This window comes from Streptomyces rapamycinicus NRRL 5491 (genome assembly GCF_024298965.1).
GTDB lineage: Bacteria > Actinomycetota > Actinomycetes > Streptomycetales > Streptomycetaceae > Streptomyces > Streptomyces rapamycinicus.
Genome location: NZ_CP085193.1, coordinates 6,713,115 through 6,738,659, shown reverse-complemented (window position 1 = coordinate 6,738,659; position 25,545 = coordinate 6,713,115). Strand labels below are relative to the sequence as shown.

The following is a 25,545-nucleotide window of genomic DNA, read 5'->3' as shown; positions in this document are numbered from 1 at the left end:
CGAGTCGTACCCGCGCGCGAGGCGATCAGCGGGGCCAGATAGCCTGCCCGCATGACCGCTGCGCTGTTTTCCAGGGGCAAGGGCCGCCGCGCCGTCACCGCCGCCTGTGCTGTGTCCCTCGGGCTCGTCGCCCTCTCCGCCTGCGACAAGCCGACCCCGCTGGCAACGGTGACGGTCGGTTCGAACACCGTGACGGCCGAGGCGAGCAACGGCTGCTACGGCGACGGCAAGGACCTGAGCTCGAAGAAGTTCAAGGACTGCCTGTCCGCCAAGCCCGAGAAGACGATCAAGGTGACTCCCGGGGACAAGGTTCGGCTCGGGGTGGACCCCGAGATCGCCAAGTCCAGCTGGGGCCTGATCGCCAACAACCCGGTCATGGCCGAGGCGAGCAAGGAGACGTACCGCAGCTTCGACAGCGATACGCTCTTCGCCCGGCAGAACCCGCAGACCGGCCAGACCACGCTCGAGAAGAAGGTCACGATCACGGTCGCCGAGCTCGGCAAGAGCAGCCAGGGCGTCAAGGGCATCTGGCGCTTCACGCTGGAACGGAACTCCTGACGGGCTTCCGGACGGGACTCCCGACGGGACTCCTGACGCGGTTCCCGACAGGACTCCTGACGCGGTTCCCGACAGGACTCCCGGCTGGACTCCCGACGGGACACCTGACTGGACTCCCGACGGGACACCTGACTGGACTCCCGACGGGACACCTGACTGGACTCCCGACGGGACACCTGACTGGACTCCCGACGGGACACCTGACGGGTGGAACCGCTCCGCGGGACAGGGCCCGGTCGCACCGGGCAACCGGCCGCGCCGTGACAGGGTTGTGTGTGACAAGGGGGAGTCACCCATGCGCGTACTGATCGTCACGGCCGTACCCGCCGAGCGGGACGCCGTCGTACGGGGCGTCGGCGCCACGGCCCCCGAGCTGGCCGAACTCCCCGTCCCCGGCGGGGTGCTCCACCGGCTGAGCCCGGCGCCACCCAGCGGGCCGCCGCTCACCGTGGACGTCCTGGCCGCCGGGGTCGGCCCGGCGGCCGCGGCGGCCGGAACCGCCGCCGCCCTGACCGCGGCCGCGGTCGCCCGCACCCCCTATGACCTGGCCGTATCGGCCGGTATCGGCGGTGGCTTCACCACCGCGCGCCCCGTCGCCACGCTGCCCGCCACGACGGCCACGGCGCGGCCCGCCACAACGGCCACGGAGCGGCCCGCCGCCGCGCACCTCGGCTCCGTCGTCGTAGCCGACGCCATCGTCGCCGCCGACCTGGGCGCCGAGACCCCCGACGGCTTCGCCGCCGTCACCGATCTGGGCTTCGGAACCGTCGAACACCTCCCGCCCGCCCCGCTCGTCGCCGCCGTCGCCGAGGCGACGGACGCCGTGCGCGGCACCGTGCTCACCGTGTCGACCGTGACCGGGAGCGCCGAACGGGCCGCCGAGCTGCTGCGCCGCCATCCGCGCGCCGTCGCCGAGGCCATGGAGGGCTTCGGCGTCGCGGAGGCCGCCGCGGCCCAGTCCGTGCCCGCCCTGGAAGTACGGACGGTCTCCAACGCCGTCGGACCGCGTGACCGCGCGGCCTGGCGGATCGGGGAGGCGCTCGAAGCGCTCACGGGCGCCTTCGCGTCCGTCGCCCCCCTCCTCGGCACCTGGACCTTTGACCCGGAAGGAACCCGGCAGTGACTGAGCCCCTGCGCGATTCCCTGACTGAGCCTTTGAAGATCGCCTACTCCCCGTGCCCCAACGACACGTTCGTCTTCCACGCCTGGGCCCACGGCCGCGTCCCCGGCGCGCCCGCGCTCGATGTCACCTTCGCGGACATCGACATCACCAACGGGATGGCCGAACGCGGTGAGTTCGACGTACTGAAGGTGTCGTACGCCGTACTGCCATGGGTGCTGGACGACTACGCGCTGCTGCCCTGCGGCGGCGCGCTCGGCCGCGGCTGCGGTCCGCTGGTGCTCTCGCGGCAGTCCGGCGAGGGGCAGCAGCTCACCGGCAAGGATCTGGCGGGGAAGACGGTCGCGGTACCGAGCGAGCGTTCGACCGCGTATCTGCTCTTCCGGCTGTGGGCCGCCGCCGAGGTGCCGGGCGGGGTCGGCGAGATCAAGGTGCTGCCGTTCCACGCGATCATGCCCGCGGTGCGGGACGGCGAGGTCGACGCGGGGCTCGTCATCCACGAGGCCCGGTTCACCTATCAGAATTACGGACTGCACTGCCTGGCTGACATGGGCGAGCACTGGGAGCAGACCACCGGTCTGCCGATCCCGCTCGGCGCGATCATCGCCAAGCGTTCACTGGGCGCCGAGCGGCTGCGGGAGCTCGCCGACGCCGCCCGGACGTCGGTACGGATGGCCTGGGACGACCCGGAGGCGTCGCGGGCGTATGTCCTGGACCACGCCCAGGAGATGGACCCGGCCGTGGCCGATCAGCACATCGGGCTGTACGTCAACGAGTTCACCGCCGACCTCGGCGAGAGCGGCTACGCCGCGGTGCGCGGGCTGCTGACCCGCGCGGCGGCCGAGGGGCTGGTACCGCCACTCGGTCCCGGGGCGCTGGACGCGGTCTGACGCTTCGGCAAGTGGTCACACGCCAAGCGGAGCCGGATGGAAATCCATCCGGCTCCGCTGACGGGATGTCGTATGTGCCGATGTGCGCCGGGCCGCTCAGGTCGAACTCGGACCAGATTCAGACCGGACTCAGCCCAGATCCAGCCCAGGCTCAGACCGGACTCACCCCAGATTCAAACCGGCCTCAGGTCAGACGTCGAGCTGGTCGGCCACCGCCCGCAACATGCCCGCGATCTTGTGGCCGTGTGCCTTGTCCGGATAGCGGCCGCGCTCCAGTTGCTGCGTCACATTCTCCAGCAGGGTGGTCAGGTCCTGGACAATGGACGCCAGCTCATCCGGCTTGCGGCGCTGGGCGGCCGCCACGGAGGGAGTCGGATCGAGAACGGTGACGGACAATGCCTGATCCCCGCGATTTCCGGCCACCACGCCGAATTCCACGCGCTGCCCCGGCTTCAGTGAGTCGACGCCTTCCGGAAGCACCGACGAGTGAACGAAGACGTCGCCACCGTCATCGCGGGAGAGAAAGCCAAAGCCCTTCTCACTGTTGAACCACTTGACCTTGCCGGTAGGCACGTCTGTCTCGTCCTCGTCGCTCGTCGGAAAACACGGAAAAACAGCTCTCGATAGCACTACAGCGGGTCGTAAGACCCGCCACCACCAAGGCTAATGGTCCCGAGCCTGGTGACAAGACGTACCCGGGTGGTTCCTATGCGCGCTCTGGCACGGATCTACCCTGGTCCGGTGAGTAATGAAACCCCGCACCGCGGCGGCTCCCCCGGCCACCCTCGAGAGGCGCCCCTTCCCGGCGATCGGCTCATCCGGTCCGGCGTCATCGTCTTCGCCATCGGAGCGGTTGCCACGCTCGTCACCGTCGCGCCGCTTTTCCTGGGCGCGGATCCGCTGCCCTCGGTGGCGTACTTCGTCTGCATGCTGATGGGCGTCGGCTTCGCCCTCGCCGCCGTCGGGCTACTGCGCTCCATCGCGGCACAGCGGCGGGAGGCCGCGGCCGCCGCCCGGGTGTCACGGCCACCCGTACCGCCGTCCGGGTGAACCGGGTGCATCACCGGATGCATCAGATGAACCGAGTGAGCTGGTGAACTCTGATGAGCTCGTGAGCCGAGGAGCTTGGTGAGCTGGTGAACTCTGATGAGCTCGTGAGCCGAGGAGCTTGGTGAGCTGGTGAACTCTGATGAGCTCGTGAGCCGAGGAGCTTGGTGAGCTGGTGAACTCTGGTGAGCTGTTGAACTGATGATGAACCGGCTGAGCTGGGTGAGCTGGGTGAGCTGCTGAGCTCGTGAGCTGGGCGGATCAGCCCGCCGTGCGGTCGCCTATGTAGCCCGACAGCCAGGCCGGGAACGCCGTCAGATCGTCCAGCACGACATCCGCGCCGGCCGTGAGCAGCTCGTCCATCGCGCAGGGCCCGGTGGCGACCGCCACGGACAGCGCACCGGCCGTACGGGCGCCCCGTACGTCACCCGTATGGTCCCCGACGTACACCGTCGCCCCGTACTCCCGCAGCGCCTCCGCCTTGGCCTCGGCCCACAGCCAGCCGATCACCGCGTCCGCCTCGATGTCCAGGTGGCTCAGGTGCAGCTTGGCGTTGGGCTCGTGCTTCGCGGTGACGACGATGGCCCGGCCGCCCGCCCGCCGCACGGCCTCGATCGCCTCCCGCGCCCCCTTCATGGCCGGGGTGGGCGCGATCGCGTACTCCGGGTAGAGCTCGCGGTAGAGCTCGCCCATCTCCTCGACGCGCTCATCGGGGAACCACTGCACCAGTTCCTGCTCCAGCGGCGGGCCGAGCCGGGTGATGGCGAGGTCGGTGTCGATGTAGGTGCCGGTCCGGGCCGAGAGCGCCTCGTACGCCGCCTTGATGCCCGGCCGGGAGTCGATGAGGGTCATGTCGAGGTCGAAGCCGACGGTGAGAGCGGAGTGCGAAGACATGCCCGCCATTGTGCCTCCACCCACCCCATACACTTAGCCTCGCCTAACTTCGTAGCCGACGAGCGAACGGACGCGATGACCGCCGACCGGACCAGCCACCGCCCTCCCAGAGCCCCCCTGGTCCGCGCTTCCCCGGCCCCCACCTCTCCGGGCCCCACCTCTCCGGGCCCCGCCTCCCCGGCCCGCGCCTCCCCGGCCCGCGCCTCCCTGGTCCGCCGCCGCCTCGGCTGGACGGCCGCGGCCGTGGTCGCCCTGCTGCTCGCCGTCCTGCTGAGCCTCGCCGTGGGCAGCCGCCAGATCGCGCCGAGCGCGGTCCTGGACGCGCTGCTGCACGGCGGTTCGAGCGACGCCGCCGACATCGTGCGGTCCCTGCGGCTGCCGCGCACCCTCGTCGGGCTGATGGTCGGCGCGGCGCTCGCCATGGCGGGCACCGTGATGCAGGGCGTCACCCGCAACCCGATCGCCGACCCCGGCATCCTCGGCATCAGCCAGGGGGCCTCGGTGGGCGTGGTGCTCGCGATCGCCTTCGCCGGGGTGCACACGCTCAGCGGCTTCGTCTGGTTCGCCTTCGCGGGCGCGGGGCTGGCGTCAGTCGCCGTCTACGCCATCGCCACCAGCGGGCGGGGCGGCGCGACCCCGGTCAAACTCGCGCTCTCCGGCGCCGCGATCAACGCCCTGCTGGTGTCCGTGACAACGGGCGTGCTGACGACGAAGGCGGCGGCCCTGGATGAGTTCCGCTTCTGGCAGATCGGCTCGCTCGCCGGGCGGGACACCGGGATCGTCGGCCAGATCTGGCCGTTCCTGCTGGTCGGCACGGTGCTGGTGATCGCGGTGGCACGCGGTCTGGACGCGCTGGCGCTCGGCGAGGACGTCGCGAAGGGGCTCGGCCAGAACGTGGCGGTCGTACGGATCGTCGCCGCCCTCGGCGCCACGATCCTGACCGGCGTCGGGGTCGCCGCCGCCGGTCCGCTCGCGTTCGTCGGCCTCGCGGTCCCCCATATCGCCCGCGCGATCGTCGGCACCGACCACCGCTGGGTGCTGCCGATGGCCGCCCTGATCGGCCCGGTGATGCTGCTGGTCTCGGATGTGGTGGGCCGGGTCGTGTTCCCGCCGAGCGAGGTCCCGGCCGGCGTGATGACCGCGCTGATCGGAGTGCCCTTCCTGGTCACGCTGGTGCGCCGGAAGGCGGTGGCCGCGTGAGCGCGACGAAGAGCCACACCGCCCACCCGGGGGTCCGCCCGGCCGGGTACGGCCTGATCCGTATCAGGAGCAAAGGTCATGCTGGACGTGGTGGACGTGGCGGACGTGGCGGATCGTTCCTGCTGCACCGCCGCTCGGCCCTCGTCGCGATCGGGCTGGCCCTGGCCACCGCCGCCGCCTGCGTGACGTATCTGTGCGTCGGCGAGAGCTTCGTCGCTCCGGGCGACGCAGTGAAGGCCGTCCTGCACACCCAGTGGGGCCTCGGCCAGGCCACCCCGAACGACCTCGTCGTCGGCACGCTGCGGCTGCCCCGGATGACGCTCGGCCTGATGGTCGGCGCCGCCTTCGGCATCGCGGGCGCGCTGATCCAGACGGTGGCCCGCAACCCCCTCGCCAGCCCCGACATCATCGGCGTAAGCCAGGGCGCGAGCGCGGTCACCGTGGGCGCGATGACCTACGGGGTCAGCTCCTACACCGTCCTGCCGTACCTCTCCGTCGCGGGCGGTCTCGCCGCCGCCGCGCTGGTGTACGTCTTCGCCTGGCGCGGCGGGCTCCAGGCGGCCCGCTTCGTGCTCATCGGCATCGGCTTCGCCGTCGCGCTGCGCTCGATCACCCAGCTCTTCCTGACCAAGGGCGATTATCTCGTGGCCCAGCAGGCGAAGGTGTGGATGACCGGTTCGCTCAACGGACGCGGCTGGGGCGAGGCCACTCCCCTCGGCTGGGCGCTGCTGGTGCTGCTGCCCGGTGTGCTGTGGGCGGCGCGGGCTCAGCGCACGGTGTCCATGGACGACGACACGGCCACCGCGCTGGGCGTACGGCTCGGGCGGGCGCGGCTGGGCCTGGTGGCCCTCGGCGTCGTACTCGCGTCGATGGCGACGGGGGCGGCCGGCCCGGTGGACTTCGTGGCGCTGCTCGCCCCGCAGATCGCCCGCCGGATGACCCGCACCGCCCAGATCCCGCTGCTGTGCTCGGCCCTGACCGGAGCGTTCATCGTCGTCACCGCCGATCTGCTGGCCCGCAAGCTGTTCGCGCCGACCGAATTGCCGGTGGGTGTGCTGACGGCGGCGGTCGGCGCCCCGTATCTGATCCACCTGCTGCTGTCTTCCGGGGGACGCGGCCGTAAGGGAGGCACCGCCGCATGACCGCTTCGGCGTCCACAACGGGAACGGGCCCGGGGGCCGGTCCGAAAGAGGCCGGTCCGACGGGGGCCGGTCCGAAAGAGGCCGGTCCGACGGAGGCCGCTTACCCAAACCCGCCAAACCCGCCGAACCCGCCGAACCGGCTCACCGCACGCGAGCTGACCCTCGCCTACGAGGACCGCACCGTCGTGGACAGGCTGGACCTGGAGATACCCGACGGCGAGGTCACGGTCATCGTCGGCCCCAACGCCTGCGGCAAGTCCACCCTGCTGCGCGCCCTCGGGCGACTGCTTCGGCCACGCGGCGGCGCCGTGCTCCTCGACGGCACGGATCTCGCGCGCATCCCGACGAAGAAGATCGCCCAGTCCGTGGGGCTGCTCCCGCAGACCCCGGTCGCACCCGAGGCGATCACCGTCGCCGACCTCGTCTCCCGTGGCCGCCAGCCGCATCAGCGGTGGTGGCAGCAGTGGTCGGAGGAGGACGAACGGGCCGTCACGGACGCCATGGAGCGCACGGACGTGACGGCGCTCGCCGACCGCCCGGTGGACGAGTTGTCGGGAGGGCAGCGGCAGCGCGTATGGATCGCGATGGCGCTCGCGCAGGAGACCGATCTGCTGCTGCTGGACGAGCCGACGACGTACCTGGACATCTCCCACCAGGTGGAGGTGCTGGACCTGGTGCGCCAGCTCAACCACGAACGCGGCCGTACGGTCGTCGCCGTCCTCCACGACCTCAACCAGGCCGCCCGCTACGCCGACCACCTGATCGCGATGAAGGGCGGCAGCATCGTGGCACGCGGCCGCCCGGCGGGCATCGTCACGGCGGAGTTGGTGCACGAGGTCTTCGGCCTCGACTCGGTGGTCGTCCCGGACCCGGTTACCGGCAGCCCCCTGGTCGTCCCGGGCACGCCTTGGCAGGCCCAGCGGGGCTGAGCGCAAGAGACTTACGCACCCGACGTCAGCCCTTGCGCCTCCCGGCGCGCCAGAGGAGGAACAGCACCGAGGCGATTGCGGCGCCCCGGACGACGTAGGGCCAGGTCTCGGTCAGGGCGTCCTTCCAGCCGTGCTCGGGGATCGGCTCGCCCCACTTGCCGTCGGCCCGGCCATACAGCCAGATCGCGGCCCCGGCCGCGACCAGGCCGGGCATGCCCAGCGCCGCCCACTTCGCCTCGGCAGGGGACCGGCGGTAGGTGCTGTAGTACGCGATCACCCAGCCGAAGGCGATCAGGATGATGTTGCCCAGGGCGGCGCCCGCCACGAGGAGTCCGACCGCCACCAGCAGCACCGGGCCGAGTCCGGACAGCCAGGTGGGGACGCCGCCTCCGCCCGCGGGCTGATCGGCCGCCTTACCCGCCTTACCGGGCCCGAGCAGTACGCGGCGCAGCCCGCTGCGCGGTTTGCCCCCGGCCGCCGCCTTCTTGGCCTCGGCCTTCGCCTTCGCCTCCGCGTCCGCCTCGGCCTCGGCCTCGGCGGCCTGAGCCTCGGCCGCCGCCTTCTCCTCGGCCTCGCGCCGCTCCTGGCGCTCCTGCTCGGCCGACTTGCCCTTACCGAGCAGTTCGGGGATCTCGATCCCGCCGGTGAACCCCTCGACCGCGCCGTACTGCGCGTCCCGCTGCTCGGGCTGGGCGAAGGGGCCCGGCTCGACATGCCACCAGTCCATGTCGGACTCGCGCGGGCCCAGTTCGTCCTCGCCCGCGAGATGCGGCGGCGAGGCGGCGTTGGACGGGGGCGTGGCGGGCGTGGCGGGCCTCGGCTTGATCAGGGAGTGGGCGCCGTCGCCCGGGGTGCGATTCGCGCGGCCGTCCCCGTCCCGGCCGGTGCCGGGCACCCCCGGGGCGCCCTCCTCGCGCGGGGCGGGCACCTTACCGGTGAGACCGCTGCTCTTGGCGAGCCCGGCCAACTTGTCGCGGGCCGCCCGCGCCGCCCCGGCGGCCCCTCGCTGCGACGCACCGCCGCCCGCGCCGCCGCCCTCCGTACTGGGCTCACCACCCATTCCCCCCGATCCCGGGTCGGGGCCTCGGCCACCCGCGGCGGCCACCACATCGGCCGGTGACCCCAGCTTGGACAGGATCCGCTTCACCCCGGCCGGGCTGTCCGCCCCTCCGGTGGCCCGGCGATGGTCGATATCGGCACGGAGCCCGGAGACCAGCCGCATACGTTCACCGGACGACAGACCTTGTTGCTGAGCCAGGTCACCGACACGGCTCAGATAGTCGTAGACGAGCTTCTCGCTCTCGATCCCCACCAAGACCCCTGAGAATGCGCACCGTCGGCGTATCAATCGGCTCCGACGGTACCGCGCGGAACCGGAATCCCGCCGCATCCCCTCCGTCCCGCACCCCGCGGGTACTGTGGATCGAATGAGCAGTTCATGGAATCGAGAGGGCTGACGTGCCCGAAGAGACCAGCTCGCGCACCCGGGAGGCATGAGTTGCCCGCAGACACCGGCCGCGGGGACAGCGGTCCGCAGGATCGCGTCCCCCGGGGCGGCGGCCCACGAGACGGCGGCCACGGCCGCCACGGCGACCGTGGCCGCGGGGTGCCGCGCACCCTCGCCGAGGAGCTGCGCACCCGGCCCGACGACGCCCTCGCCGCCCTGCTGCGCGCCCGCCCCGATCTGCTCTCCCCGGTCCCGAACGACCTCACCCAGCTCGCCACCCGCGCGGGCACCCGCGCCTCGGTGGTACGAGCCGTGGAGCGTCTCGACCGATTCGCGCAACAGACCGCCGAGGCCCTGGCCGTCGCCCCCGGCCCCTGCCCGTACGAGACCCTGCGGGACCTGCTGACGGGCGACGAGGGCGCTGAGGGCGACGAGGACGCTGAGGGCGCTGAGGAGGCCGGGGCTAGCGGGTACCCCCGGGGCGCGCAGGAACTCCGGGGTCCCGGGGGTGCCGGGAACGCCGGAGGTGCCGGGAACGCCGGAGGTGCCACGGACGCCCGGGGTTCCGAGGACGCCCGTAGCGCCGGGGACGCCCGAGGTTCCGAGGACGCCCGGACAGCCGGGGCCACCCAGCCCCCAGGGGATGGCTCGCCCGCCGGGCCCACCTCGGGCGTCGGCGCCCCCCTGCGCGCCGAGGAACGTGCCGCGATCGTCGCCGAGTTGCCGCGGGCCGTGGCCACGCTGCGCGAGCAGGCCCTGATCTGGGGTGGGGACGATCGGCTGCGGCTCGTCCGGACCGCTCGGGAGCTGCTCGCGCCCTCGTCCACCTCTCCCTCCCCCACCGGGCTCGGCCCGACCGTGCAGGAGGCCACGTCCGGGATGTCGCCGGGGCGGCTTCAGGAGCTGCTGGCGGCGGCCGGGCAGTCGCCCACGCACGATCCCGTCACGGCGGCGGCGGCCCTGGCCGAGTTGTTCCGGGACCGCGCCCGGATGTCGGCGCTGCTCGACGGGGCGCCGGCGGGCGCGGCGGCCGTGCTGGCCAAGCTGACCTGGGGGCCGCCGTACGGGGAGGCATCCGTCGCCTCGCCCACTCCGCCCGTCGGCTGGCTGCTGGACCACGGCCTGCTGCTGCCGTCCGGCCCGCGCAATGTCGTACTGCCCCGCGAGGTCGCCCTGCATCTGCGCCACGGCCGGGCACACCGCGCCCCCGAGCCGTTCGCCCCGCCGCTCTCGCCCACCGCCGAACACGATCCACAGGTTGTGGACAACACCGCGGCGGGCCAGACCTTCACCGCTCTGGCCACCGTCGAGGAGCTGCTGGGGCAGTGGGAGACCGCCGGGCCGACCGTCCTGCGCGCGGGCGGGCTGAGCGTCCGCGACCTCAAGCGGACCGCCGTGGCGCTCGACGTGTCCGAACCGGTGGCCGCCTTCTGGATCGAGCTGGCGTACGCGGCCGGGCTGGTGGCCTCCGACGGCGAGACCAACGAGCGCTACGCCCCCACCCCCGCCTACGACGACTGGCTGCGGCTGCCCACCGAGGAGCGCTGGGCGCGGCTCGCCGCCGCCTGGCTGCCCGCGACCCGTACGTCGGGCCTGGTCGGCGGCCGGGACAGCAGGGGCCGTACCCTCGCCGCGCTCGGCCCGGAACTGGACCGCTCCCCGGCCCCCGAGGTCCGCCGCCGGGTCCTCGAACTCCTGGCCACCCTCCCGCACGGTGCCGCGGCCGCCCCCGACGTCCTGCTGGCCCGGCTGCGGTGGGAGCGGCCGACCGGCCACCGCGGGGCCCCGGCCCCCACCGCGGCCACCCCAGGCGCTGCCACCCCAGGCGCGACCACCCCAGGCGCTGCCGCCCCTTCCGGGTCCGCCCCGGGGGCCACCTCGTACGCCGCCACCTGGTCTTCCGCGGCCGTCCCCGGGGCCGCGTCCACCGCCGCCTCGCCCACCGCCGCCTCGCCCACCGGCGAGGACCTGCGCTCGCGGCTGGCCCGCTGGGCCGTCACCGAGGCCGAAATGCTCGGGGTCACCGGCCGGGGCGCGCTCTCCGCCCACGGCCGCGCCCTGCTGGAACGCCACCCGGACGAGCCGACGGCCGCCGAGAGCGAACTCGCGTCGGCGCAGGCCGCCCGGCTGCTCGCGCCGCTGCTCCCCGACCCCCTCGACCACGTCCTGCTCCAGGCCGACCTGACCGCCGTCGCGCCCGGCCCGCTGGAACGGCCGCTCGCCGAGACGCTGGGCATCCTCGCCGACGTCGAGTCCAAGGGCGGCGCGACCGTCTACCGCTTCACGCCCGAGTCCGTACGCCGCGCACTCGACGCCGGGCGGACCGCCGACGATGTGCACACCTTCCTCACCGCGCACTCCCGCACCCCCGTGCCCCAGCCGCTCGCCTACCTCGTGGACGACGTGGCCCGTAAGCACGGCCGACTGCGCATCGGCGCCGCCTCCGCGTATCTGCGCTGCGACGACGACACGCTGCTCGCCGAAATCCTCGCCGACCGCCGTTCGGCCGGGCTGCGGCTGCGCCGCCTCGCCCCCACCGTGCTGGCCGCCCAGGCGCCGCCGGACACGCTGCTGGAGGGGCTGCGGGCCATGGGGTACGCCCCGGCCGCCGAGTCCGCCGAGGGCGATGTGCTGGTCAGCCGGGCCGAAGCCCAGCGCACCCCGCCCCGTAAGCCGCCCGCCCCGGTCCCCGAGGGCCCGCCGGTGCCCGACGCCACCCTGCTGGGCGCGGCGGTGCGCGCCATCCGCGCCGGGGACCTCGCCGCGACCGCGCCCCACAAACCGACCGCCGCGGCCGGGGCAAGGCCGGAGACCGCTTCCGGCCCGGAGACCGCTTCCGGCTCACGGCCCGGGGCCGGATCCGGGGCCGGGGTGGGGGCCGGATCCGGGGCCGGGGTGGGGGCCGGATCCGGGGCCGGGGCCGGTTCCAGGGTCGGGGCCGGTTCCGGGGTCGGGGCCGGTTCCGGGACCGCCGCCAGGGGTGACCGGCTGCCCCGCACCACCTCCGCCGACACCCTCGCCACCATGCAGGCCGCGGCCCTGACCGGCTCCAACGTCTGGATCGGCTACGTCAACGCGAACGGCGCGGCCACCCAGCGCGTGATCGCCCCGGTCCGGGTCGAAGGCGGTTTCGTCACGGCGTACGACCACACGGCCGACGAGGTCCGTACGTACCCCCTGCACCGCATCACGGGCGCCGCCGAGCTGGCCGAGGACGCCACATAGGCTGCGATCAGCCCGTCCGGAGCTTCGGACACCTCCGCTTGTGTACACCTCCGCTTGTGTACACCTCCGCTTGTGTACACCTGAGGGGGCAGCTCACGCCGCGGGCGGTGCCTCGGTCCCTCGCCGGGTCCACCGGTGCCACCAGTGGCGGCGGCGCGGGTGCAGGGCGTGGCCGAGCCAGCGACCGGCCACGACATAGCCGATCAGCGCGCCCGAAGTGTTGAGGATGACGTCGTCGATGTCGAAGGCCCGGCCCTCGACGATGAGGCCCTGAACGGTTTCGACGGCCACCATCACCAAGGCCGTCACCACGACCACCCGCACCGCGCCCCGCGCCTTCGGCACCAGCATCGGCAGCAGCACCCCGAAGGGCGCGCCGAGCAGCACATTGCCGCCGATCTGCTTCACCGTGTCCTGGAAGGCGGGCTGGTCGACGTAGGCGCGCAGCGAGCGTCCCGGATGCAGATTGGTGTGGACGAGGTCGACGGAGCCGGGCGAGGGCACGAGCGTCGCCTTGGCGAGCGCCGCCGCGAAGCCGACCATGCAGACGAACGCCAGGAGCAGCACCATCGCCCGTGCGAGGCGCGCGCCGAACGAGGTGCGCTGCAGCAGAGCCTTCTCCGGGGCGCCCTGGGGCTCGCCGGGCTCGACGGTCCGGCCCTTGCTGGGCTGGGCCTGAGTGGGCTGGGCCTTGGTGGGCTGGGCCTTGGTGGGCTGGGCCTTGGTGGGCTGGGCCTGAGTGGGCTGGGCCTGAGTGGGCTGGACCTGCGTGGACCGGCTCTTCGCGGTCGGCGTCTTCGCCGACTGGCCCTTCGTGGCCCGGCCCTTCGCCGGCTGGCCCGTCCCAGTCCGGCCCTTCTCAGTCCGGCCCTTCTCAGTCCGGCCCTTCTCAGTCCGGGCCTTCGCCGTCGACGACTTCGCGCTCTCCTTCTTCGCGGTCACGCGCCCCTTCGTCAGGCCCCCGCCCGTCCGCGGCCCCTTCTTCCGACCACCGGTCTCTTGACCACCGGCCGTCCGACCACCGGCCTTCTGACCACCGGCCGTCCGACCACTGGCCGCCTTCTTCTGGCCCCCCGTCGTCCGGGAACCCCCCTGCGGCTTCTTCTCCGCCGTCCGCTTTACCGTCGTCCTCTTCTTCTCCCCCGACCTCTTCTCCGCCGTCCGCCGGATCTCCCATCCAGCGATGCTGATCACAGGGACTCGCCTCCCGCCCATGGCTCCGTTGTGGCCGCTCAGTCGGTCCGTATCCGTCTTCTCCGTCTTCCTTCTCCGTCTTCCTTCTCCGTCTTCCTTCTCCGTCTTCCTTCTCCGTCTTCCTTCTCCGTCTTCGCCGCTTGCCCGTAGCCGCCCGGAGTATCCCTGTGGCTCTCCGCCACATGTCCCAGCCGCGCTGCGCCTCGTATCCCTCTCCCCCTCCGCCACGCCTTCTCGATGGGGGACACTGGTTCTTTGGCCGGCCAGCACGAAAGGACCCAGGCGCGTGAATGGACCCCTCATCGTCCAAAGCGACAAGACGCTCCTGCTCGAAGTGGATCACGAGCAGGCGGGCGCCTGCCGCCGCGCCATCGCGCCCTTCGCCGAGCTGGAGCGAGCGCCCGAGCACATCCACACCTACCGGGTGACCCCGCTCGGGCTGTGGAACGCCCGCGCCGCCGGGCACGACGCCGAGCAGGTCGTGGACGCCCTCGTCGCGTACTCTCGCTACCCCGTCCCGCACGCCCTCCTCGTGGACGTCGCGGAGACCATGGCCCGCTACGGGCGGCTGCGGCTGCTCAAGCACCCCACCCACGGGCTGGTCCTGGAGACCAGCGACCGCCCGATCCTCGAGGAGATCCTGCGGTCGAAGAAGATCCAGCCGCTGGTCGGGGCCCGGATCGACCCGGAGACCGTCGTCGTCCACCCCTCCGAGCGCGGCCAGATCAAGCAGACGCTGCTGAAGCTGGGCTGGCCCGCCGAGGATCTGGCCGGCTATGTGGACGGCGAGGCGCACCCCATCGAGCTGTGTGAGGACGGCTGGGCGCTGCGGCCGTATCAGACGCAGGCCGTGGAGGGCTTCTGGCACGGTGGCTCGGGCGTCGTCGTGCTGCCCTGCGGCGCCGGAAAGACGCTGGTCGGCGCGGGTGCGATGGCCACCGCCAAGTCGACCACGCTGATCCTGGTCACCAACACCGTCTCCGCCCGCCAGTGGAAGCACGAGCTGGTGCGCCGCACCTCGCTCACCGAGGAGGAGATCGGTGAGTACAGCGGTACGCGGAAGCAGATCCGCCCGATCACCATCGCCACGTACCAGGTGCTCACCACCAAGCGGAAGGGCATCTACCCGCACCTCGAGCTGTTCGACTCCCGCGACTGGGGCCTGATCGTCTACGACGAGGTGCATCTGCTCCCGGCGCCCGTCTTCAAGTTCACCGCCGATCTCCAGGCGCGGCGGCGGCTCGGGCTCACGGCGACGCTCGTCCGGGAGGACGGCCGGGAGTCCGATGTCTTCTCCCTCATCGGGCCGAAGCGCTTCGACGCCCCCTGGAAGGAGATCGAGGCGCAGGGCTACATCGCGCCCGCCGACTGTGTCGAGGTCCGGGTCAACCTGACCGAGACCGAGCGGCTGGCGTACGCGACCGCCGAGACCGACGAGAAGTACCGCTACTGCGCCACGACCGACTCCAAGCGGCGGATCACCGAGGCGCTGGTCGCCCGGCACAAGGGGCAGCAGACGCTGGTCATCGGGCAGTACATCGACCAGCTCGACGAGTTGGGCGAGCACCTGGACGCGCCCGTCATCAAGGGCGAGACCACCAACGCCCAGCGGGAGAAGCTCTTCGACGCCTTCCGGCAGGGCGAGCTGTCGGTACTCGTCGTCTCGAAGGTCGCCAACTTCTCCATCGACCTCCCCGAGGCCACGGTCGCCATCCAGGTCTCCGGCACCTTCGGCTCCCGTCAGGAGGAGGCCCAGCGGCTCGGCCGGGTGCTGCGCCCGAAGGCCGACGGCCACCCGGCGGTCTTCTACTCGGTGGTCGCGCGCGACACGATCGACCAGGACTTCGCGGCACACCGCCAGCGGTTCCTGGCCGAGCAGGGGTACGCGTACCGGATCGTGGACGCGAGCGAGCTGCTCGCGGACGAGGACGTCTGACGTTCGGGCCCTCACCGGTCACCCGTGACCCCATACCCCCATAACTCCATACCGCCATGACCGCCCCCATGACCCCATGACTTCTGTCATGAGAGGCCGGTGATTGGCGGCTCTGCCCGGGGCGTTCCCCACCCGGAAGGATCGTGGGTGTCAGCAGGACACGGCACCACATGACGCCGAAAGGGCGGGGGACATGGGCATCAGCATCCGCGATCGCAAGGCCGAGACCGAGGCGACGGCCAAGGGCGAAACCGAAGGCGCGACCAAGGCCAAGGCCAAGGGCGAGACCAAGGCCAAGGCCAGGGGCGGGACCAAGGCCAAGGCCAAGGGCGGGACCGCCGACATCGACCTGAGCGGGATCAAGCCGCTGCCGCTGTGGTTCTTCGGCTTCGAGGGCGTCATGGGGGCCGCGTACGACCTGACCAAGGCGTGGGACGACGCCTGGATGGTGCTCATCGGGATCGCCTTGGTGAACATCGTCGTCGGGGCGACCGTACTGCGCCGCCGGATGAAGCTGATGCGCGCGATGCTCAAGAACTCCCACACCCGGAAGATCGCCATCGGGATGGTCGCGCTCCGCGCCGGCCTCCATCTCGTCCTCGCCGCCCTCGGCGCCCCGGTCAACTCGGTCGCCGGACATCTGGCGGTCGCCGGCCTGATGGGCGCGACGACGGTGACGCTGATGTGGTTCAACCAGCGCGTGACCTTCCGCGCGCTGCGGCTCGCCTGACTGGACCGCCTGACTGGCTCGTCTGACTGGTCCGAGGGCCCTGACGGGGCCGGGGGAGCCGCCTCCGCGGCGGCTCCCCCGGCCCCGTCATAATTCATTCGCCTCCCCGACATGCCCTGGCTACAATCGCCGGTCTTGCCGCCTCCCGCGTTCCGTACGGGAGAGCCGCCGCCCGGACGGAAACCGGTCGGCATCTCGTATCGCGCGTCCGTACGCGTCCGTACGCGTCCGCGTCCGTACCCGCGCACCCGCGCATCCGTTTCTGTACTCACCTGTGTGTACTCGCTCGCCGGAGGCTACGCCGTGCCCTCGCACGCCCCTGACCACCCAGATCCGCTCTCAGCATCCGTCTCGGCATCCGTCTCGGACCCCCTCGCGAACCCGAACCCCCTCTCGCGGGAGCGCGCCCATCTGACCGCATCCCGCGCCGCGCTGCGCGCCATGCGCGCCGACGTCGAGGCCCTCGACCTCCGGGACGTCACCGCGAACTGGGTCAACGCCGAAGCCCTGCACCACCAGGTCAGCGAGCGCATCAAGGCCCTCGCCGACCTCGCCGACACCCCGCTCTTCTTCGGCCGCCTCGACTATCTGCACGCGCCGGGCGCGCAGACACCGGAGGGCGCCGATGGGGAGCGCCCCGCCGCCGGGGGCGGCTCAACAGACACTTTTTACATCGGCCGCCGCCATGTGCACGACGCGGACGGCGACCCCATGGTCATCGACTGGCGTGCCCCCGTCTCCGAGCCCTTCTACCAGGCGTCCAAGAAGGCGCCGATGGACGTCGGGCTGCGCCGCCGCTTCGGCTATACGGGCGGCGAGTTGACGGCGTATGAGGACGAACGGCTCTCCGACCCCACCACTGAGACATTTTCCGGCTCCGCCGGGGGCACGCAGACCAGCAAGCTGCTCCAGTCCGAGATCGAGCGCCCGCGCGTCGGCCCGATGCGCGACATCGTGGCGACGATCCAGCCGGAGCAGGACGAGATCGTCCGCCAGGGGATCGGCGGCACCATCTGCGTCCAGGGGGCGCCGGGCACCGGTAAGACGGCCGTGGGGCTGCACCGGGTGGCGTATCTGCTGTACGCGCACCGCGAGCGGCTGGCCCGCTCCGGCACCCTGGTCATCGGCCCGAACCGCTCCTTCCTCCACTACATCGAGCAGGTTCTGCCCGCGCTCGGCGAGTTGCAGGTGGCGCAGGCGACCGTCGAGGATCTGGTGACCCGGCCGTCCCTGGGCGCGGTGGCGCGGGGCGCCGACTCCGCCGACGCGGCCCGTATCAAGGGCGACGCACGGCTGGCCGAGGTGCTGCGCCGGGCCCTGCGCTCGTACGTCACCCGGCCCACCGAGCCGTGCGTCGTGGTGCGCGGTTCACGCCGCTGGCGGGTGCCCGGGTACGAACTGGAGGAGATCGTCGAGGAGTTGCTCACCCGCGACATCCGCTACGGCGCGGCCCGCGAGGCGCTTCCGCAGCGCATCGCGCACGCCGTGCTCGTCCGGATGGAGCAGGCGGGCGAGGCGCCCGACGACCGGGTCCAGGACGCGGTGGCCCGTAACCCCGCCGTGAAATCGACAGTCAAGGCGATCTGGCCACCGGTCGACCCGGCCAAGCTGGTGCTGCGGCTGCTCTCCGACCCCGACTTCCTGACCGAACACGCGGACGGCGTCCTCGACGCCGACGAGCAGAAGACCGTCCTGTGGGCGAAGCCGGTGCGCGGGGTGAAGTCCGCTAAGTGGTCCCCGGCGGACCTGGTGCTGATCGACGAGGCCGCCGACCTCATCGAGCGCACCCCGTCCCTCGGCCATGTGGTCCTGGACGAGGCGCAGGACCTCTCCCCCATGCAGTACCGCGCGGTCGGCCGCCGCTGCAGCACCGGCTCGGCGACCGTGCTCGGCGACATCGCCCAGGGCACCACCCCATGGGCGACGGCCGGCTGGGAGGAGGCCCTGATCCACCTCGGCAAGGAGGGGGCGGGGATCGAAGAGCTGACCCAGGGCTTCCGGGTGCCGCGCGAGGTGATCGCGTACGCCTCCCGGCTGCTGCCCGCGATCGCCCCCGGCCTGTCGGAGGCCACCTCGATCCGCGAGGCGGCGGGCGACTTCTCCGTACGGGCCGTGAACCCGGCGGAACTGGACACGGCCGTGATCGCCGCCTGCCACGAGGCACTGAGGCACGAGGGCTCGATCGGGCTGATCGCGGCCGACGCCCGCATCCCGGCCCTGGCCCAGGCCCTCGACACGGCGGGCCTGACCCACCTCACCCCCGGCGAGGAGACCAGCGCCGAGTCCCGCCTCACCCTCGTCCCGGCGACGCTGGCCAAGGGTCTGGAGTACGACTACGTGGTACTGGACGAACCGGCCGCCGTGGTCGACGGCGAACCCGACGAACGCACGGGGCTGCGCCGCCTGTACGTGGCCCTGACCCGCGCGGTCTCGGGACTGGCGGTGGTCCATGGAGCACCACTGCCGGAACAGCTGGCGGAGCGGCCCGCGGCCTGACGGGGATGGGGGGTATGGCCCGCAGCCTGACGGGGATGGGCGTGCGGCCCGCAGTCTGACGAGGGTGAGCGTGCGGCCCGCGGCCTGACAAAGGCAAGCGTGCCGCCCGCGGCCTGACGAGGGTGAGCGTGCGGTTCGGTGGTCGACCTCCCGGTCAGGCCACCGGAACCGGCGCGTCCAAGGCCGTGCGCCACCGGCCGACCGCAGTGGCGTCCACCGGGCCCGACCAGCCGCCGGGGCGGGCCGCGCCGCCGATGTGGAAGGCGTTGATCCCGGCGGCGCGCAGGGTGGGCAGGTGGTCGAGGCGCAGGCCGCCGCCCGCCATGACGCGCGCTTCGTAGCCCGGGGTACCGGCCCGCTCGGCCTCGGCGAGCAGGGTGGGCAGACCGTCGTCCACGCCGCGCGCCGACCCGGCGGTGAGATACGTGTCGAGGCCGGGGATGTCGGCGAGCCGCTTGCGCAGACCGTCGCGATCGGCGGCACGGTCGATGGCCCGGTGGAAGGTCCACCGGCTCTCGTCCACGCCGCCGCCCGCGCCCACGACCTCGGTCAGCGCGGTCACGGCTGCGAGGTCGACCCCGCCGTCGTCGGTCAGGAAGCCCAGGACGAACTCGTCCGCCCCCTCCGAGTGCAGCGCGGCGGCTGCCTCGCACAGCGCGTCGAACGCGTTTCCGGTCGCGAAGCCGTCCGATGCGCGGAGCATCACCCGCACCGGCAGATCGACGGCCGAACGAACGGCGGCGAAGGTCTCACGGGATGGGGTGAGCCCGTCGGCGGCCATGTCGGTGACCAGTTCGAGGCGGTCCGCCCCTCCGGCCTGTGCGGCGATCGCGTCCGCAGGGGTCAGGGCGATCACCTCGAGCAATGGTCTAGACATGCAGGACAGCTTGCCACACCGCGCAAGAGGGCAAACCGCTACCCCACAATTGGCCCACACCCACACCCACACCCACACCCACACCCACACCCGCCCGCCATCCGGCCCATGACGCGCTGCAAACCGCTACCCCACAATTGGCCCATGCCCGCATCCGCGACCACCCGCCATCCGGCCCATGACGCGCTGCTCACCCGCTGGACGGACCTCCTCACCAGCGCCCGCGACGCCACGACCCCGTCTCCCGTTCCCTACGGCGAAGACCTCCTGGCCCGCTGGGCCGAGCCCCAGCGCCGCTACCACACCACCGATCACCTGCTCGCGGTCCTGGACCGGGTGGACGAACTGCTCCCCCACGTCCAGGCCCCCGACCCCGCCGCGATCCGCCTCGCCGCCTGGTTCCACGACGCCGTCTACCTCCCCGACCGCTCCACCAACGAGGAACGCAGCGCCCGCCTCGCCGAACGCGCCCTCCCGGAAGCCAACGTCCCGGACCCCCGCGTAGCCGAAACCGTCCGCCTCGTCCTCGTCACCACCGACCACGACCCCGCCGAGGGCGACACCAACGGCGAAATCCTCTGCGACGCCGATCTCGCCGTCCTGGCGGGCTCCCCCGAGGCCTACGGCGCCTACGCGGCGGCGGTCCGCGAGGAGTACGGATTCGTCCCCGACGACGCCTTCCGCGAAGGCCGCGCGAACGTCCTCCGCCATCTGCTCGGCCTGTCCCGTCTGTTCCGTACGCCCGTCGCCCACGACCGCTGGGAGGCCGCCGCCCGCCACAACATGGCCACTGAGCTGGAGCTGCTCGGTGCGTAACATGTGCCGTTCGCGGCTCTAAAGTTGACGGACCATCCGCGCACGCCAGGGGGGCAGCATGGACGACAACACGGGAAGCGGCACTCACCGCCACCCGCATCGGCCTCCGGCATGAGGCTGAGGACTGGTTCGGTTAAGAGCGCTGGGGATCAGGTTGCGCGGAACTCGCCGCGTATGAGGGTCGATATGAACAACGACCAGCCCGTTGCCGAGACGATCAGTGCCGGTCCGTCGGGGTGCTTGGAGTCGCGGACCGGGATGGCGCCGTGGGTCTGGGCGAAGGTGCGGGAGAACTCGACGCATTGGCCGCCACTGCCGTCGCTGTAAGAAGACCTGACCCATCGGGCAGCCGTGAGATCCAAGTCGGCGCTCATTCGCGGTACTCCTTCGACACGGTCTTGATCAGGCTCAGTGATCGATCCGGGGACAGCGCATGCGCCCTGAGCAGATCATAGTCATCCAGGGCACTGGCGACCGTCTGTGCGGAGTCGTGCATTCTGCCGCCCACCCGGGTCTCGGTGTAGAGCACCGTGGGAGCATCCGTGAAGCGCAACAAGGTGAAGGGCTTCGCGTGTGCCGCGGGAGCTCCTGCCGAGAACGGCATGACCTGAAGCTTGACGTGTGGTGACTCCGCCGCCGTCAACAGGTACTCAAGCTGCCCGGTCATGACGTCGGCGCCACCAACCACCGTTCGCAGACACGCTTCGTGCAGGATGACCCAGAGGAGCGGCGGAGTCTCCAACTCGAATACCTCGCGTCGGCTCAGACGTGCTGCGACCTTGCCCTCGATCACCTCGGCTTCTTCCCGCGGATGAGATGACCGGAAGATGGCCCACGCGTAGTCCTTCGTCTGAAGGATGCCGATCACGAGGTTCGCCGAGTAGTCCAGTACCCGCGACGCCTTCCGTTCCAGGTTGAGGTACGGGGTGAACCACGAGGGGTGATCGCCCACATCGATCCGCCGAAGCATCCCCGCGAACAACTCTCCCGTGCCGAAGGCGATGTCGCAGCCCTTCGCGAACTTGCCGCTGGGTCTGGGCAGAAGCTTCCCGGCTTCCACCCTGCTGACGTACGCCTCCGAGTAGCCGGCGGCCCGGCCCAGGCGCTTCTGCGTGAGCTTGCGGGCGAGGCGTACCTGTTTCACGTCACGGCCGAAGCGCTGGAGCGGGTTCAAGTGGGCGGGTGGGGTGGTCTCGTCCAATGCCGTGACCTCTCGCTATGTGATCAGGATCAGCATTTCGGCAGGTCACGGACTTGCGCACTGCCGTTCAAGGCGTCTCATTCTATTGGCATCCGCGTTACCCGCGTGACCAATTGACTACAGGCGGTGCGTACCTCGGCGTCGCCGGAAACAGCCGAGTGGAGCTGACGACATGAACGACATGAACGGTCTGCGCCCCCTGCCATGGCCCAGCCCGGAGGGCAAGCCCTGCTATCTGGCGACGGACGACAGCAACAGCCAGTTGAGCCGGAAAGCAGACGAGATCGAGGCACTCCAACTCGCCATGGGCGCCCAACTGCTCGCCCATGCCAGCGCTCTGCTCGACGAGGACAACGCGACAAGTGGTGAACTCCGCTTTCTGGCCCGGCGGTTGACCGAGTCGCTGACAGACGTGTTGCGCGTCGCAGAGAGCAGGGGTGGACGGCTCCTTGTCCATGGCGAGCGCGGCGCCGACGAGCGGAACCGAACCGATCAGTGACGGTAGTCATGGGACCGGTTGGTGTATGTGTGGCCGGTGGGGGCGGTCCAGGTGGTGGTGCCGGTCCGGGAGTCGCGCTTCACCGCCCAGCCGGGGTGGTGGGTCTTCATGCGGTGGTGGCGTCTGCACAGCGCCCCGAGGTTCTCCGGAACCGTCTGGCCGCCCGCCGCCGGGTCGTGGTGGTTGAACGGCTCGACATGGTCCAGGTCGCAGCGGCGAGCGGGCATGCGACAGGCCGGGAAGGTGCAGTGGGCGTCACGCGCGATGACATGACGCTCGGTTTCGGCGGTGGGTTTGTAGGTGGTGGGGTCGGTCTTGATCAGCATCCCCGTCTTCGGTTCGATGATCAGGCGGTGCCAGACCGTGCCCTTGGCGAACGCGATCCTCCGGGCCTGCCCTGCGGTGATCGGACCGTAGCCCTTGAGCTGGGCCGGGTCGTCGCTGTCGCCGATCAGGACGTCCAAGGGGACGGTGACCTGGACCACCGTCGCCGAGCGGCCGCCTGCGGTCGGCCCACTTGTGATCGGCCCACTTGTGATCGACCCACTTGCGGTCGGCCCACTTGCGGTCGGCCCACTTGTGATCGGCCCACTTGCGGTCGGCCCACTTGTGATCGACCTGTCCGGGGCCGACCCGCTCGGGGTTGGCTCGCCCGAGGCCGGTTCGCCCGAAGCCCGCACGCCTGAAGTCGCCGCACCCGGGTCGGTGCGGTTGAGCACCAGCTCGACCAGTGCGTCCACCCGCTTCTGTTCCAGGTTGCGGCCCTCGTCGGGCAGGGTGGCGGCGTGGGCGTCCACGGCGGCGTTCATCGCGGCGGCCTGTTCGGCCGGGAGGGTGGCGCCCCAGAGCGCCATGCCGTCGTCCTTCGGGTAGTGGACCATCTGCCGCTCGCGCTTACGGGCCTGGTGGCGCTGCTCGGCGCCGCGCGGATCGGCTCGTAGGATCTCGCGGGCCAGAGCGCGGCGGGTCTGGCCGGTGGCCATGCCTGGCATCTTCTCCACCAAGGCGGCCTCGACCTGTCCCGCCACCTCCGGGTCCAGGACTGCGCATGCCTCGGTGATGGCTACTGCCTGCATGTAGCAGATCTCTCCGCGCTCCAGCATCCCCAGCGTGGTGGGGTAGTGCCGGTCGAGTTCGCGGGCGACCTCCAAACGCTTCGCGGCCGTCGTGCCGGACAGCTTTAGCGCACAGGCGACTTCCTCGCAAGTGAAGTTCCAGGCGGCCTCAGCGTCACGATCCCGTACTGCCGCCGGAAGCTCCGCCTCGGCGTCCGCTTCCAACGCGGCCAGGATCTGGGCCTGGTGTGCCTGGATCCACCCCGTATGACGCTCCAGAGCTTTCAGTGCGTCGATCCGGCCGGTGCGGGACAGCTTCTCCGCATCCAGGACCGGCAGTACGGATGCGGTCTCCGGCCCCGGTGCCGCTGTTGCCAGATAGGCGGCCCATTCGTCCGGTGCGCCCGGGCCGTTCAGTTCGCTGGTCGTCTCCTCCGTCATGTCGATCACCCCCCAGTGATCTCCTCGACCCGCCTCCCCCAGCGGGCTCACATCTCCATCCTTCCTCACTCAGCGTGACGAATCCAGGTCACAACCGTCAGTCCACACCATCGAGTGAACGTTCGAGAAGCGCACATCCCGATGTTTCGCGCAGGAATTCCGACGTCGTTCCGCGACGTTGTGCCTGCCATGCCCTCCTCCTCCCCAGCGGATTCCGCTCGCTCCCGCATGCCCCTGGCGGTCTACGTCCTCGGACTGTCCGTGTTCGCCCTCGGTACCTCCGAGTTCATGCTGTCCGGGCTGCTCCAACCCGTCGCGCGGGACATGGGGGTGTCGATCCCCACGGCCGGGCTGCTGATATCGGCGTTCGCGATCGGGATGGTGGTCGGGGCGCCGGTGCTGGCGGCGGCCACGTTGCGGTTGCCGCGGCGGACGACGCTGATGGCGCTGCTGGCGGTGTTCGGGCTCGGGCAGATCGCGGGGGCGGTGGCGCCGTCGTACGGGGTGCTGTTCGCGTCCCGGGTGGTGAGCGCCCTCGCGTGCGCCGGGTTCTGGGCCGTGGGCGCCGCGGTGGCGGTGTCGCTGGTGCCGGGGAACGCCCGGGCCAGGGCGATGGCGGTGATGGTCGGCGGACTGAGCATCGCGAACATCGCCGGGGTCCCGGCCGGGGCCTTCCTAGGGCAGCACGCGGGATGGCGGGCCGCCTTCTGGGCGGTGGCCGGGCTGTCGGTGCTCGGGCTGGCCGGGGTCGTCGCGCTCGTACCGCGTACGGAGGTGCCGACGGGGGACGACCAGCCGCGGCTGCGGGCCGAGTTGCGTATCTACCGCGACCGGCAGGTGTGGCTGGCGCTGGCCGCCACCGCGCTGAGCGGCGGCGCCGTCTTCTGCCTGTTCTCCTACCTCGGGCCGCTGCTGACGGACGTGGCGGGGCTGGACGAGAGCTGGGTGCCGACCGTGCTCGCGCTGTTCGGCGTCGGCGCGCTGCTGGGTACGGTGATCGGCGGGCGGATCGCGGACGCGCATCTGTTCGGCACGATGTTCGGGGGCATCATCGCCTCGACGGTCGTGCTGAGCGCCCTGGCGCTGACCGCGCACAGCGCGGTCGCGGCCGTGAGCCTGGCGCTGATGCTCGGCTTCACCGCCTTCTTCACCGCGCCCGCGCTCAACGCCCGGATGTTCAACCTCGCCAACGCCGCGCCCACGCTCGCGGGCGCGACGAACACCTCCGCCTTCAACATCGGCAACACGGTGGGCCCATGGCTCGGCGGCCTCGTCATCGACGCGGGCTGGGGCTACCCGGCCGTGGCCTGGACGGGGGCGGCCCTCGCCGGTACGGGTGCGGTCACGACGGTGGCCGCAATGCGGATGCACCGGGCGGAGGGCGCGTCCCGCGTCATCGCGTCCTCGGCGTCGGCTTCAGCTTCAGCGTCGGCATCGGGGGCGGGGGCGGGGGCAGCGTCGGCGTCGGCGTCGGGGGCAGCGTCGGCGTCGGCGTCGGGGGCAGCGTCGGCGTCGGCGTCGGGGGCAGCGTCGGCGTCGGCGTCGGCGTCGGCGTCGGCGTCGGCGTCGGCGTCGGCGTCGGGGGCAGCGTCGGCGTCGGCGTCGGGGGCAGCGTCGGCTGCCTCGTACGCTCCGGAGTCCCGGCCGTCGAAGGGCTCGGAGACGCGGTAGCGGAGCCCGGGGCCGGGCGCGTCGCCCGGTGGAGGCTGGGTGGGTCGCCGGGCGGAGCCTGAGTGCGTCGCCGGTCTCCGCTACCTCCTCCGGTCTCCGGTACCTCCTCCGGGCTTTGGCACCTCCATCGGGCTTCGGCATCTCATCCGGGCTCCGACACCTCCACCGGGCTTTGGC

At 71.9% G+C, this 25,545-nt stretch carries 22 protein-coding genes; 14 read left to right on the top strand and 8 right to left on the bottom strand.

Annotated elements, in window-relative coordinates; translation table 11 throughout:
- The first annotated feature begins 51 nt into the window (after positions 1–51).
- From LIV37_RS28360 to LIV37_RS28350, 3 genes are all read left to right on the top strand, one after another.
- The gene (locus LIV37_RS28360; RefSeq protein ID WP_020870519.1) at positions 52–558 is read left to right on the top strand and encodes a hypothetical protein; all 507 of its coding nucleotides are present in this window, start codon (positions 52–54) and stop codon (positions 556–558) included.
- 295 nt (positions 559–853) lie between these two features.
- Positions 854–1,681: a futalosine hydrolase gene (gene mqnB / locus LIV37_RS28355; RefSeq protein ID WP_020870518.1), complete on the top strand. Its 828-nt coding sequence runs from the start codon at positions 854–856 to the stop codon at positions 1,679–1,681.
- Between the two features lie 20 nt (positions 1,682–1,701).
- The gene (locus LIV37_RS28350) at positions 1,702–2,568 is read left to right on the top strand and encodes a 1,4-dihydroxy-6-naphtoate synthase (RefSeq protein ID WP_121825218.1); all 867 of its coding nucleotides are present in this window, start codon (positions 1,702–1,704) and stop codon (positions 2,566–2,568) included.
- 189 nt (positions 2,569–2,757) lie between these two features.
- On the opposite strand, the gene LIV37_RS51815 is transcribed toward LIV37_RS28350, so the two are convergent.
- Entirely contained in the window at positions 2,758–3,141 is a 384-nt protein-coding gene (locus tag LIV37_RS51815; protein WP_014177506.1) for a cold-shock protein, read from the bottom strand.
- A gap of 168 nt (positions 3,142–3,309) precedes the next feature.
- Here LIV37_RS51815 and LIV37_RS28340 point away from each other — a divergent pair, with 168 nt between their 5' ends.
- Positions 3,310–3,618 carry a hypothetical protein gene (locus LIV37_RS28340; RefSeq protein WP_020870516.1) on the top strand — a complete coding sequence of 103 codons (309 nt, stop codon included), beginning with the start codon at positions 3,310–3,312 and terminating at the stop codon, positions 3,616–3,618.
- A 258-nt stretch (positions 3,619–3,876) separates the two neighbouring features.
- Here the strand turns inward: LIV37_RS28340 and LIV37_RS28335 are convergent, their stop codons facing one another.
- A complete protein-coding gene (locus tag LIV37_RS28335) occupies positions 3,877–4,518 on the bottom strand; it encodes an HAD family hydrolase (RefSeq protein ID WP_020870515.1) in 642 nt (213 codons plus the stop codon).
- 66 nt (positions 4,519–4,584) lie between these two features.
- Here LIV37_RS28335 and LIV37_RS28330 point away from each other — a divergent pair, with 66 nt between their 5' ends.
- Genes LIV37_RS28330 through LIV37_RS28320 form a run of 3 tightly spaced genes read left to right on the top strand, consistent with a single transcriptional unit; the run spans position 4,585 to position 7,780 of the window.
- Positions 4,585–5,709, top strand: coding sequence for a FecCD family ABC transporter permease (locus LIV37_RS28330; RefSeq protein WP_020870514.1), 1,125 nt, complete (start codon positions 4,585–4,587; stop codon positions 5,707–5,709).
- Positions 5,706–6,851: a FecCD family ABC transporter permease gene (locus LIV37_RS28325; protein ID WP_020870513.1), complete on the top strand. Its 1,146-nt coding sequence runs from the start codon at positions 5,706–5,708 to the stop codon at positions 6,849–6,851. The genes LIV37_RS28330 and LIV37_RS28325 overlap by 4 nt, the downstream gene beginning before the upstream one ends.
- Positions 6,848–7,780, top strand: a complete 933-nt coding sequence (locus LIV37_RS28320) for an ABC transporter ATP-binding protein (RefSeq protein ID WP_373920662.1) — start codon at positions 6,848–6,850, stop codon at positions 7,778–7,780. Before LIV37_RS28325 ends, LIV37_RS28320 begins: the two co-directional genes overlap by 4 nt.
- A gap of 25 nt (positions 7,781–7,805) precedes the next feature.
- Here LIV37_RS28320 and LIV37_RS28315 read toward each other — a convergent pair whose 3' ends face one another.
- Positions 7,806–9,092: a hypothetical protein gene (locus LIV37_RS28315; RefSeq protein ID WP_020870511.1), complete on the bottom strand. Its 1,287-nt coding sequence runs from the start codon at positions 9,090–9,092 to the stop codon at positions 7,806–7,808.
- 318 nt (positions 9,093–9,410) lie between these two features.
- Between LIV37_RS28315 and LIV37_RS28310 the strand changes: the two genes are divergently transcribed.
- A complete protein-coding gene (locus LIV37_RS28310; protein WP_252505808.1) occupies positions 9,411–12,452 on the top strand; it encodes a helicase C-terminal domain-containing protein in 3,042 nt (1,013 codons plus the stop codon).
- Between the two features lie 93 nt (positions 12,453–12,545).
- Here LIV37_RS28310 and LIV37_RS52150 read toward each other — a convergent pair whose 3' ends face one another.
- Complete coding sequence (locus LIV37_RS52150) at positions 12,546–13,394, bottom strand: VanZ family protein (protein ID WP_020870509.1); 849 nt, start codon at positions 13,392–13,394, stop codon at positions 12,546–12,548.
- 538 nt (positions 13,395–13,932) lie between these two features.
- On the opposite strand from LIV37_RS52150, the gene LIV37_RS28300 reads away from it, so the two are divergent.
- The 3 genes from LIV37_RS28300 (at position 13,933) to LIV37_RS28290 (ending at position 18,808) form a co-directional block, all read left to right on the top strand.
- Positions 13,933–15,582: a DNA repair helicase XPB gene (locus LIV37_RS28300; protein ID WP_020870508.1), complete on the top strand. Its 1,650-nt coding sequence runs from the start codon at positions 13,933–13,935 to the stop codon at positions 15,580–15,582.
- Between the two features lie 193 nt (positions 15,583–15,775).
- Positions 15,776–16,312 (top strand): hypothetical protein, encoded by a 537-nt coding sequence (locus LIV37_RS28295; RefSeq protein ID WP_020870507.1) that lies wholly within the window; start codon positions 15,776–15,778, stop codon positions 16,310–16,312.
- Between the two features lie 303 nt (positions 16,313–16,615).
- The gene (locus LIV37_RS28290) at positions 16,616–18,808 is read left to right on the top strand and encodes a HelD family protein (protein WP_020870506.1); all 2,193 of its coding nucleotides are present in this window, start codon (positions 16,616–16,618) and stop codon (positions 18,806–18,808) included.
- A gap of 154 nt (positions 18,809–18,962) precedes the next feature.
- Here LIV37_RS28290 and LIV37_RS28285 read toward each other — a convergent pair whose 3' ends face one another.
- Positions 18,963–19,685 carry a copper homeostasis protein CutC gene (locus LIV37_RS28285; RefSeq protein WP_121824411.1) on the bottom strand — a complete coding sequence of 241 codons (723 nt, stop codon included), beginning with the start codon at positions 19,683–19,685 and terminating at the stop codon, positions 18,963–18,965.
- A gap of 144 nt (positions 19,686–19,829) precedes the next feature.
- Here LIV37_RS28285 and LIV37_RS28280 point away from each other — a divergent pair, with 144 nt between their 5' ends.
- Positions 19,830–20,501 (top strand): HD domain-containing protein, encoded by a 672-nt coding sequence (locus tag LIV37_RS28280; RefSeq protein ID WP_020870504.1) that lies wholly within the window; start codon positions 19,830–19,832, stop codon positions 20,499–20,501.
- A 149-nt stretch (positions 20,502–20,650) separates the two neighbouring features.
- Here LIV37_RS28280 and LIV37_RS28275 read toward each other — a convergent pair whose 3' ends face one another.
- Positions 20,651–20,875, bottom strand: coding sequence for a DUF397 domain-containing protein (locus LIV37_RS28275; RefSeq protein WP_020870503.1), 225 nt, complete (start codon positions 20,873–20,875; stop codon positions 20,651–20,653).
- Positions 20,872–21,702, bottom strand: a complete 831-nt coding sequence (locus tag LIV37_RS28270; RefSeq protein WP_020870502.1) for a helix-turn-helix domain-containing protein — start codon at positions 21,700–21,702, stop codon at positions 20,872–20,874. Before LIV37_RS28270 ends, LIV37_RS28275 begins: the two co-directional genes overlap by 4 nt.
- Positions 21,703–21,874: 172 nt before the next feature.
- Here LIV37_RS28270 and LIV37_RS28265 point away from each other — a divergent pair, with 172 nt between their 5' ends.
- The gene (locus tag LIV37_RS28265; RefSeq protein ID WP_020870501.1) at positions 21,875–22,201 is read left to right on the top strand and encodes a hypothetical protein; all 327 of its coding nucleotides are present in this window, start codon (positions 21,875–21,877) and stop codon (positions 22,199–22,201) included.
- Here LIV37_RS28265 and LIV37_RS28260 read toward each other — a convergent pair.
- Entirely contained in the window at positions 22,195–23,697 is a 1,503-nt protein-coding gene (locus LIV37_RS28260) for an HNH endonuclease signature motif containing protein (protein WP_243146288.1), read from the bottom strand. The two genes, LIV37_RS28265 and LIV37_RS28260, sit on opposite strands and share 7 nt — an antisense overlap.
- A 228-nt stretch (positions 23,698–23,925) precedes the next feature.
- Here LIV37_RS28260 and LIV37_RS28255 point away from each other — a divergent pair, with 228 nt between their 5' ends.
- Positions 23,926–25,368: a Cmx/CmrA family chloramphenicol efflux MFS transporter gene (locus tag LIV37_RS28255; protein WP_243146152.1), complete on the top strand. Its 1,443-nt coding sequence runs from the start codon at positions 23,926–23,928 to the stop codon at positions 25,366–25,368.
- Positions 25,369–25,545: the final 177 nt, after the last annotated feature.

What these genes read in the sequence shown, in the direction of transcription:
- LIV37_RS28260 (WP_243146288.1), bottom strand. Translation starts at nt 23,697, where the DNA reads ATGACGGAGGAGACGACCAGCGAACTGAACGGCCCGGGCGCACCGGAC.
- LIV37_RS28320 (WP_373920662.1), top strand. Translation starts at nt 6,848, where the DNA reads ATGACCGCTTCGGCGTCCACAACGGGAACGGGCCCGGGGGCCGGTCCG.
- LIV37_RS28265 (WP_020870501.1), top strand. Translation starts at nt 21,875, where the DNA reads ATGAACGACATGAACGGTCTGCGCCCCCTGCCATGGCCCAGCCCGGAG.
- mqnB (WP_020870518.1), top strand. Translation starts at nt 854, where the DNA reads ATGCGCGTACTGATCGTCACGGCCGTACCCGCCGAGCGGGACGCCGTC.
- LIV37_RS28295 (WP_020870507.1), top strand. Translation starts at nt 15,776, where the DNA reads ATGGGCATCAGCATCCGCGATCGCAAGGCCGAGACCGAGGCGACGGCC.
- LIV37_RS28330 (WP_020870514.1), top strand. Translation starts at nt 4,585, where the DNA reads ATGACCGCCGACCGGACCAGCCACCGCCCTCCCAGAGCCCCCCTGGTC.
- LIV37_RS28335 (WP_020870515.1), bottom strand. Translation starts at nt 4,518, where the DNA reads ATGGCGGGCATGTCTTCGCACTCCGCTCTCACCGTCGGCTTCGACCTC.
- LIV37_RS28285 (WP_121824411.1), bottom strand. Translation starts at nt 19,685, where the DNA reads ATGTCTAGACCATTGCTCGAGGTGATCGCCCTGACCCCTGCGGACGCG.
- LIV37_RS28275 (WP_020870503.1), bottom strand. Translation starts at nt 20,875, where the DNA reads ATGAGCGCCGACTTGGATCTCACGGCTGCCCGATGGGTCAGGTCTTCT.
- LIV37_RS28360 (WP_020870519.1), top strand. Translation starts at nt 52, where the DNA reads ATGACCGCTGCGCTGTTTTCCAGGGGCAAGGGCCGCCGCGCCGTCACC.
- LIV37_RS28255 (WP_243146152.1), top strand. Translation starts at nt 23,926, where the DNA reads ATGCCCCTGGCGGTCTACGTCCTCGGACTGTCCGTGTTCGCCCTCGGT.
- LIV37_RS28280 (WP_020870504.1), top strand. Translation starts at nt 19,830, where the DNA reads ATGCCCGCATCCGCGACCACCCGCCATCCGGCCCATGACGCGCTGCTC.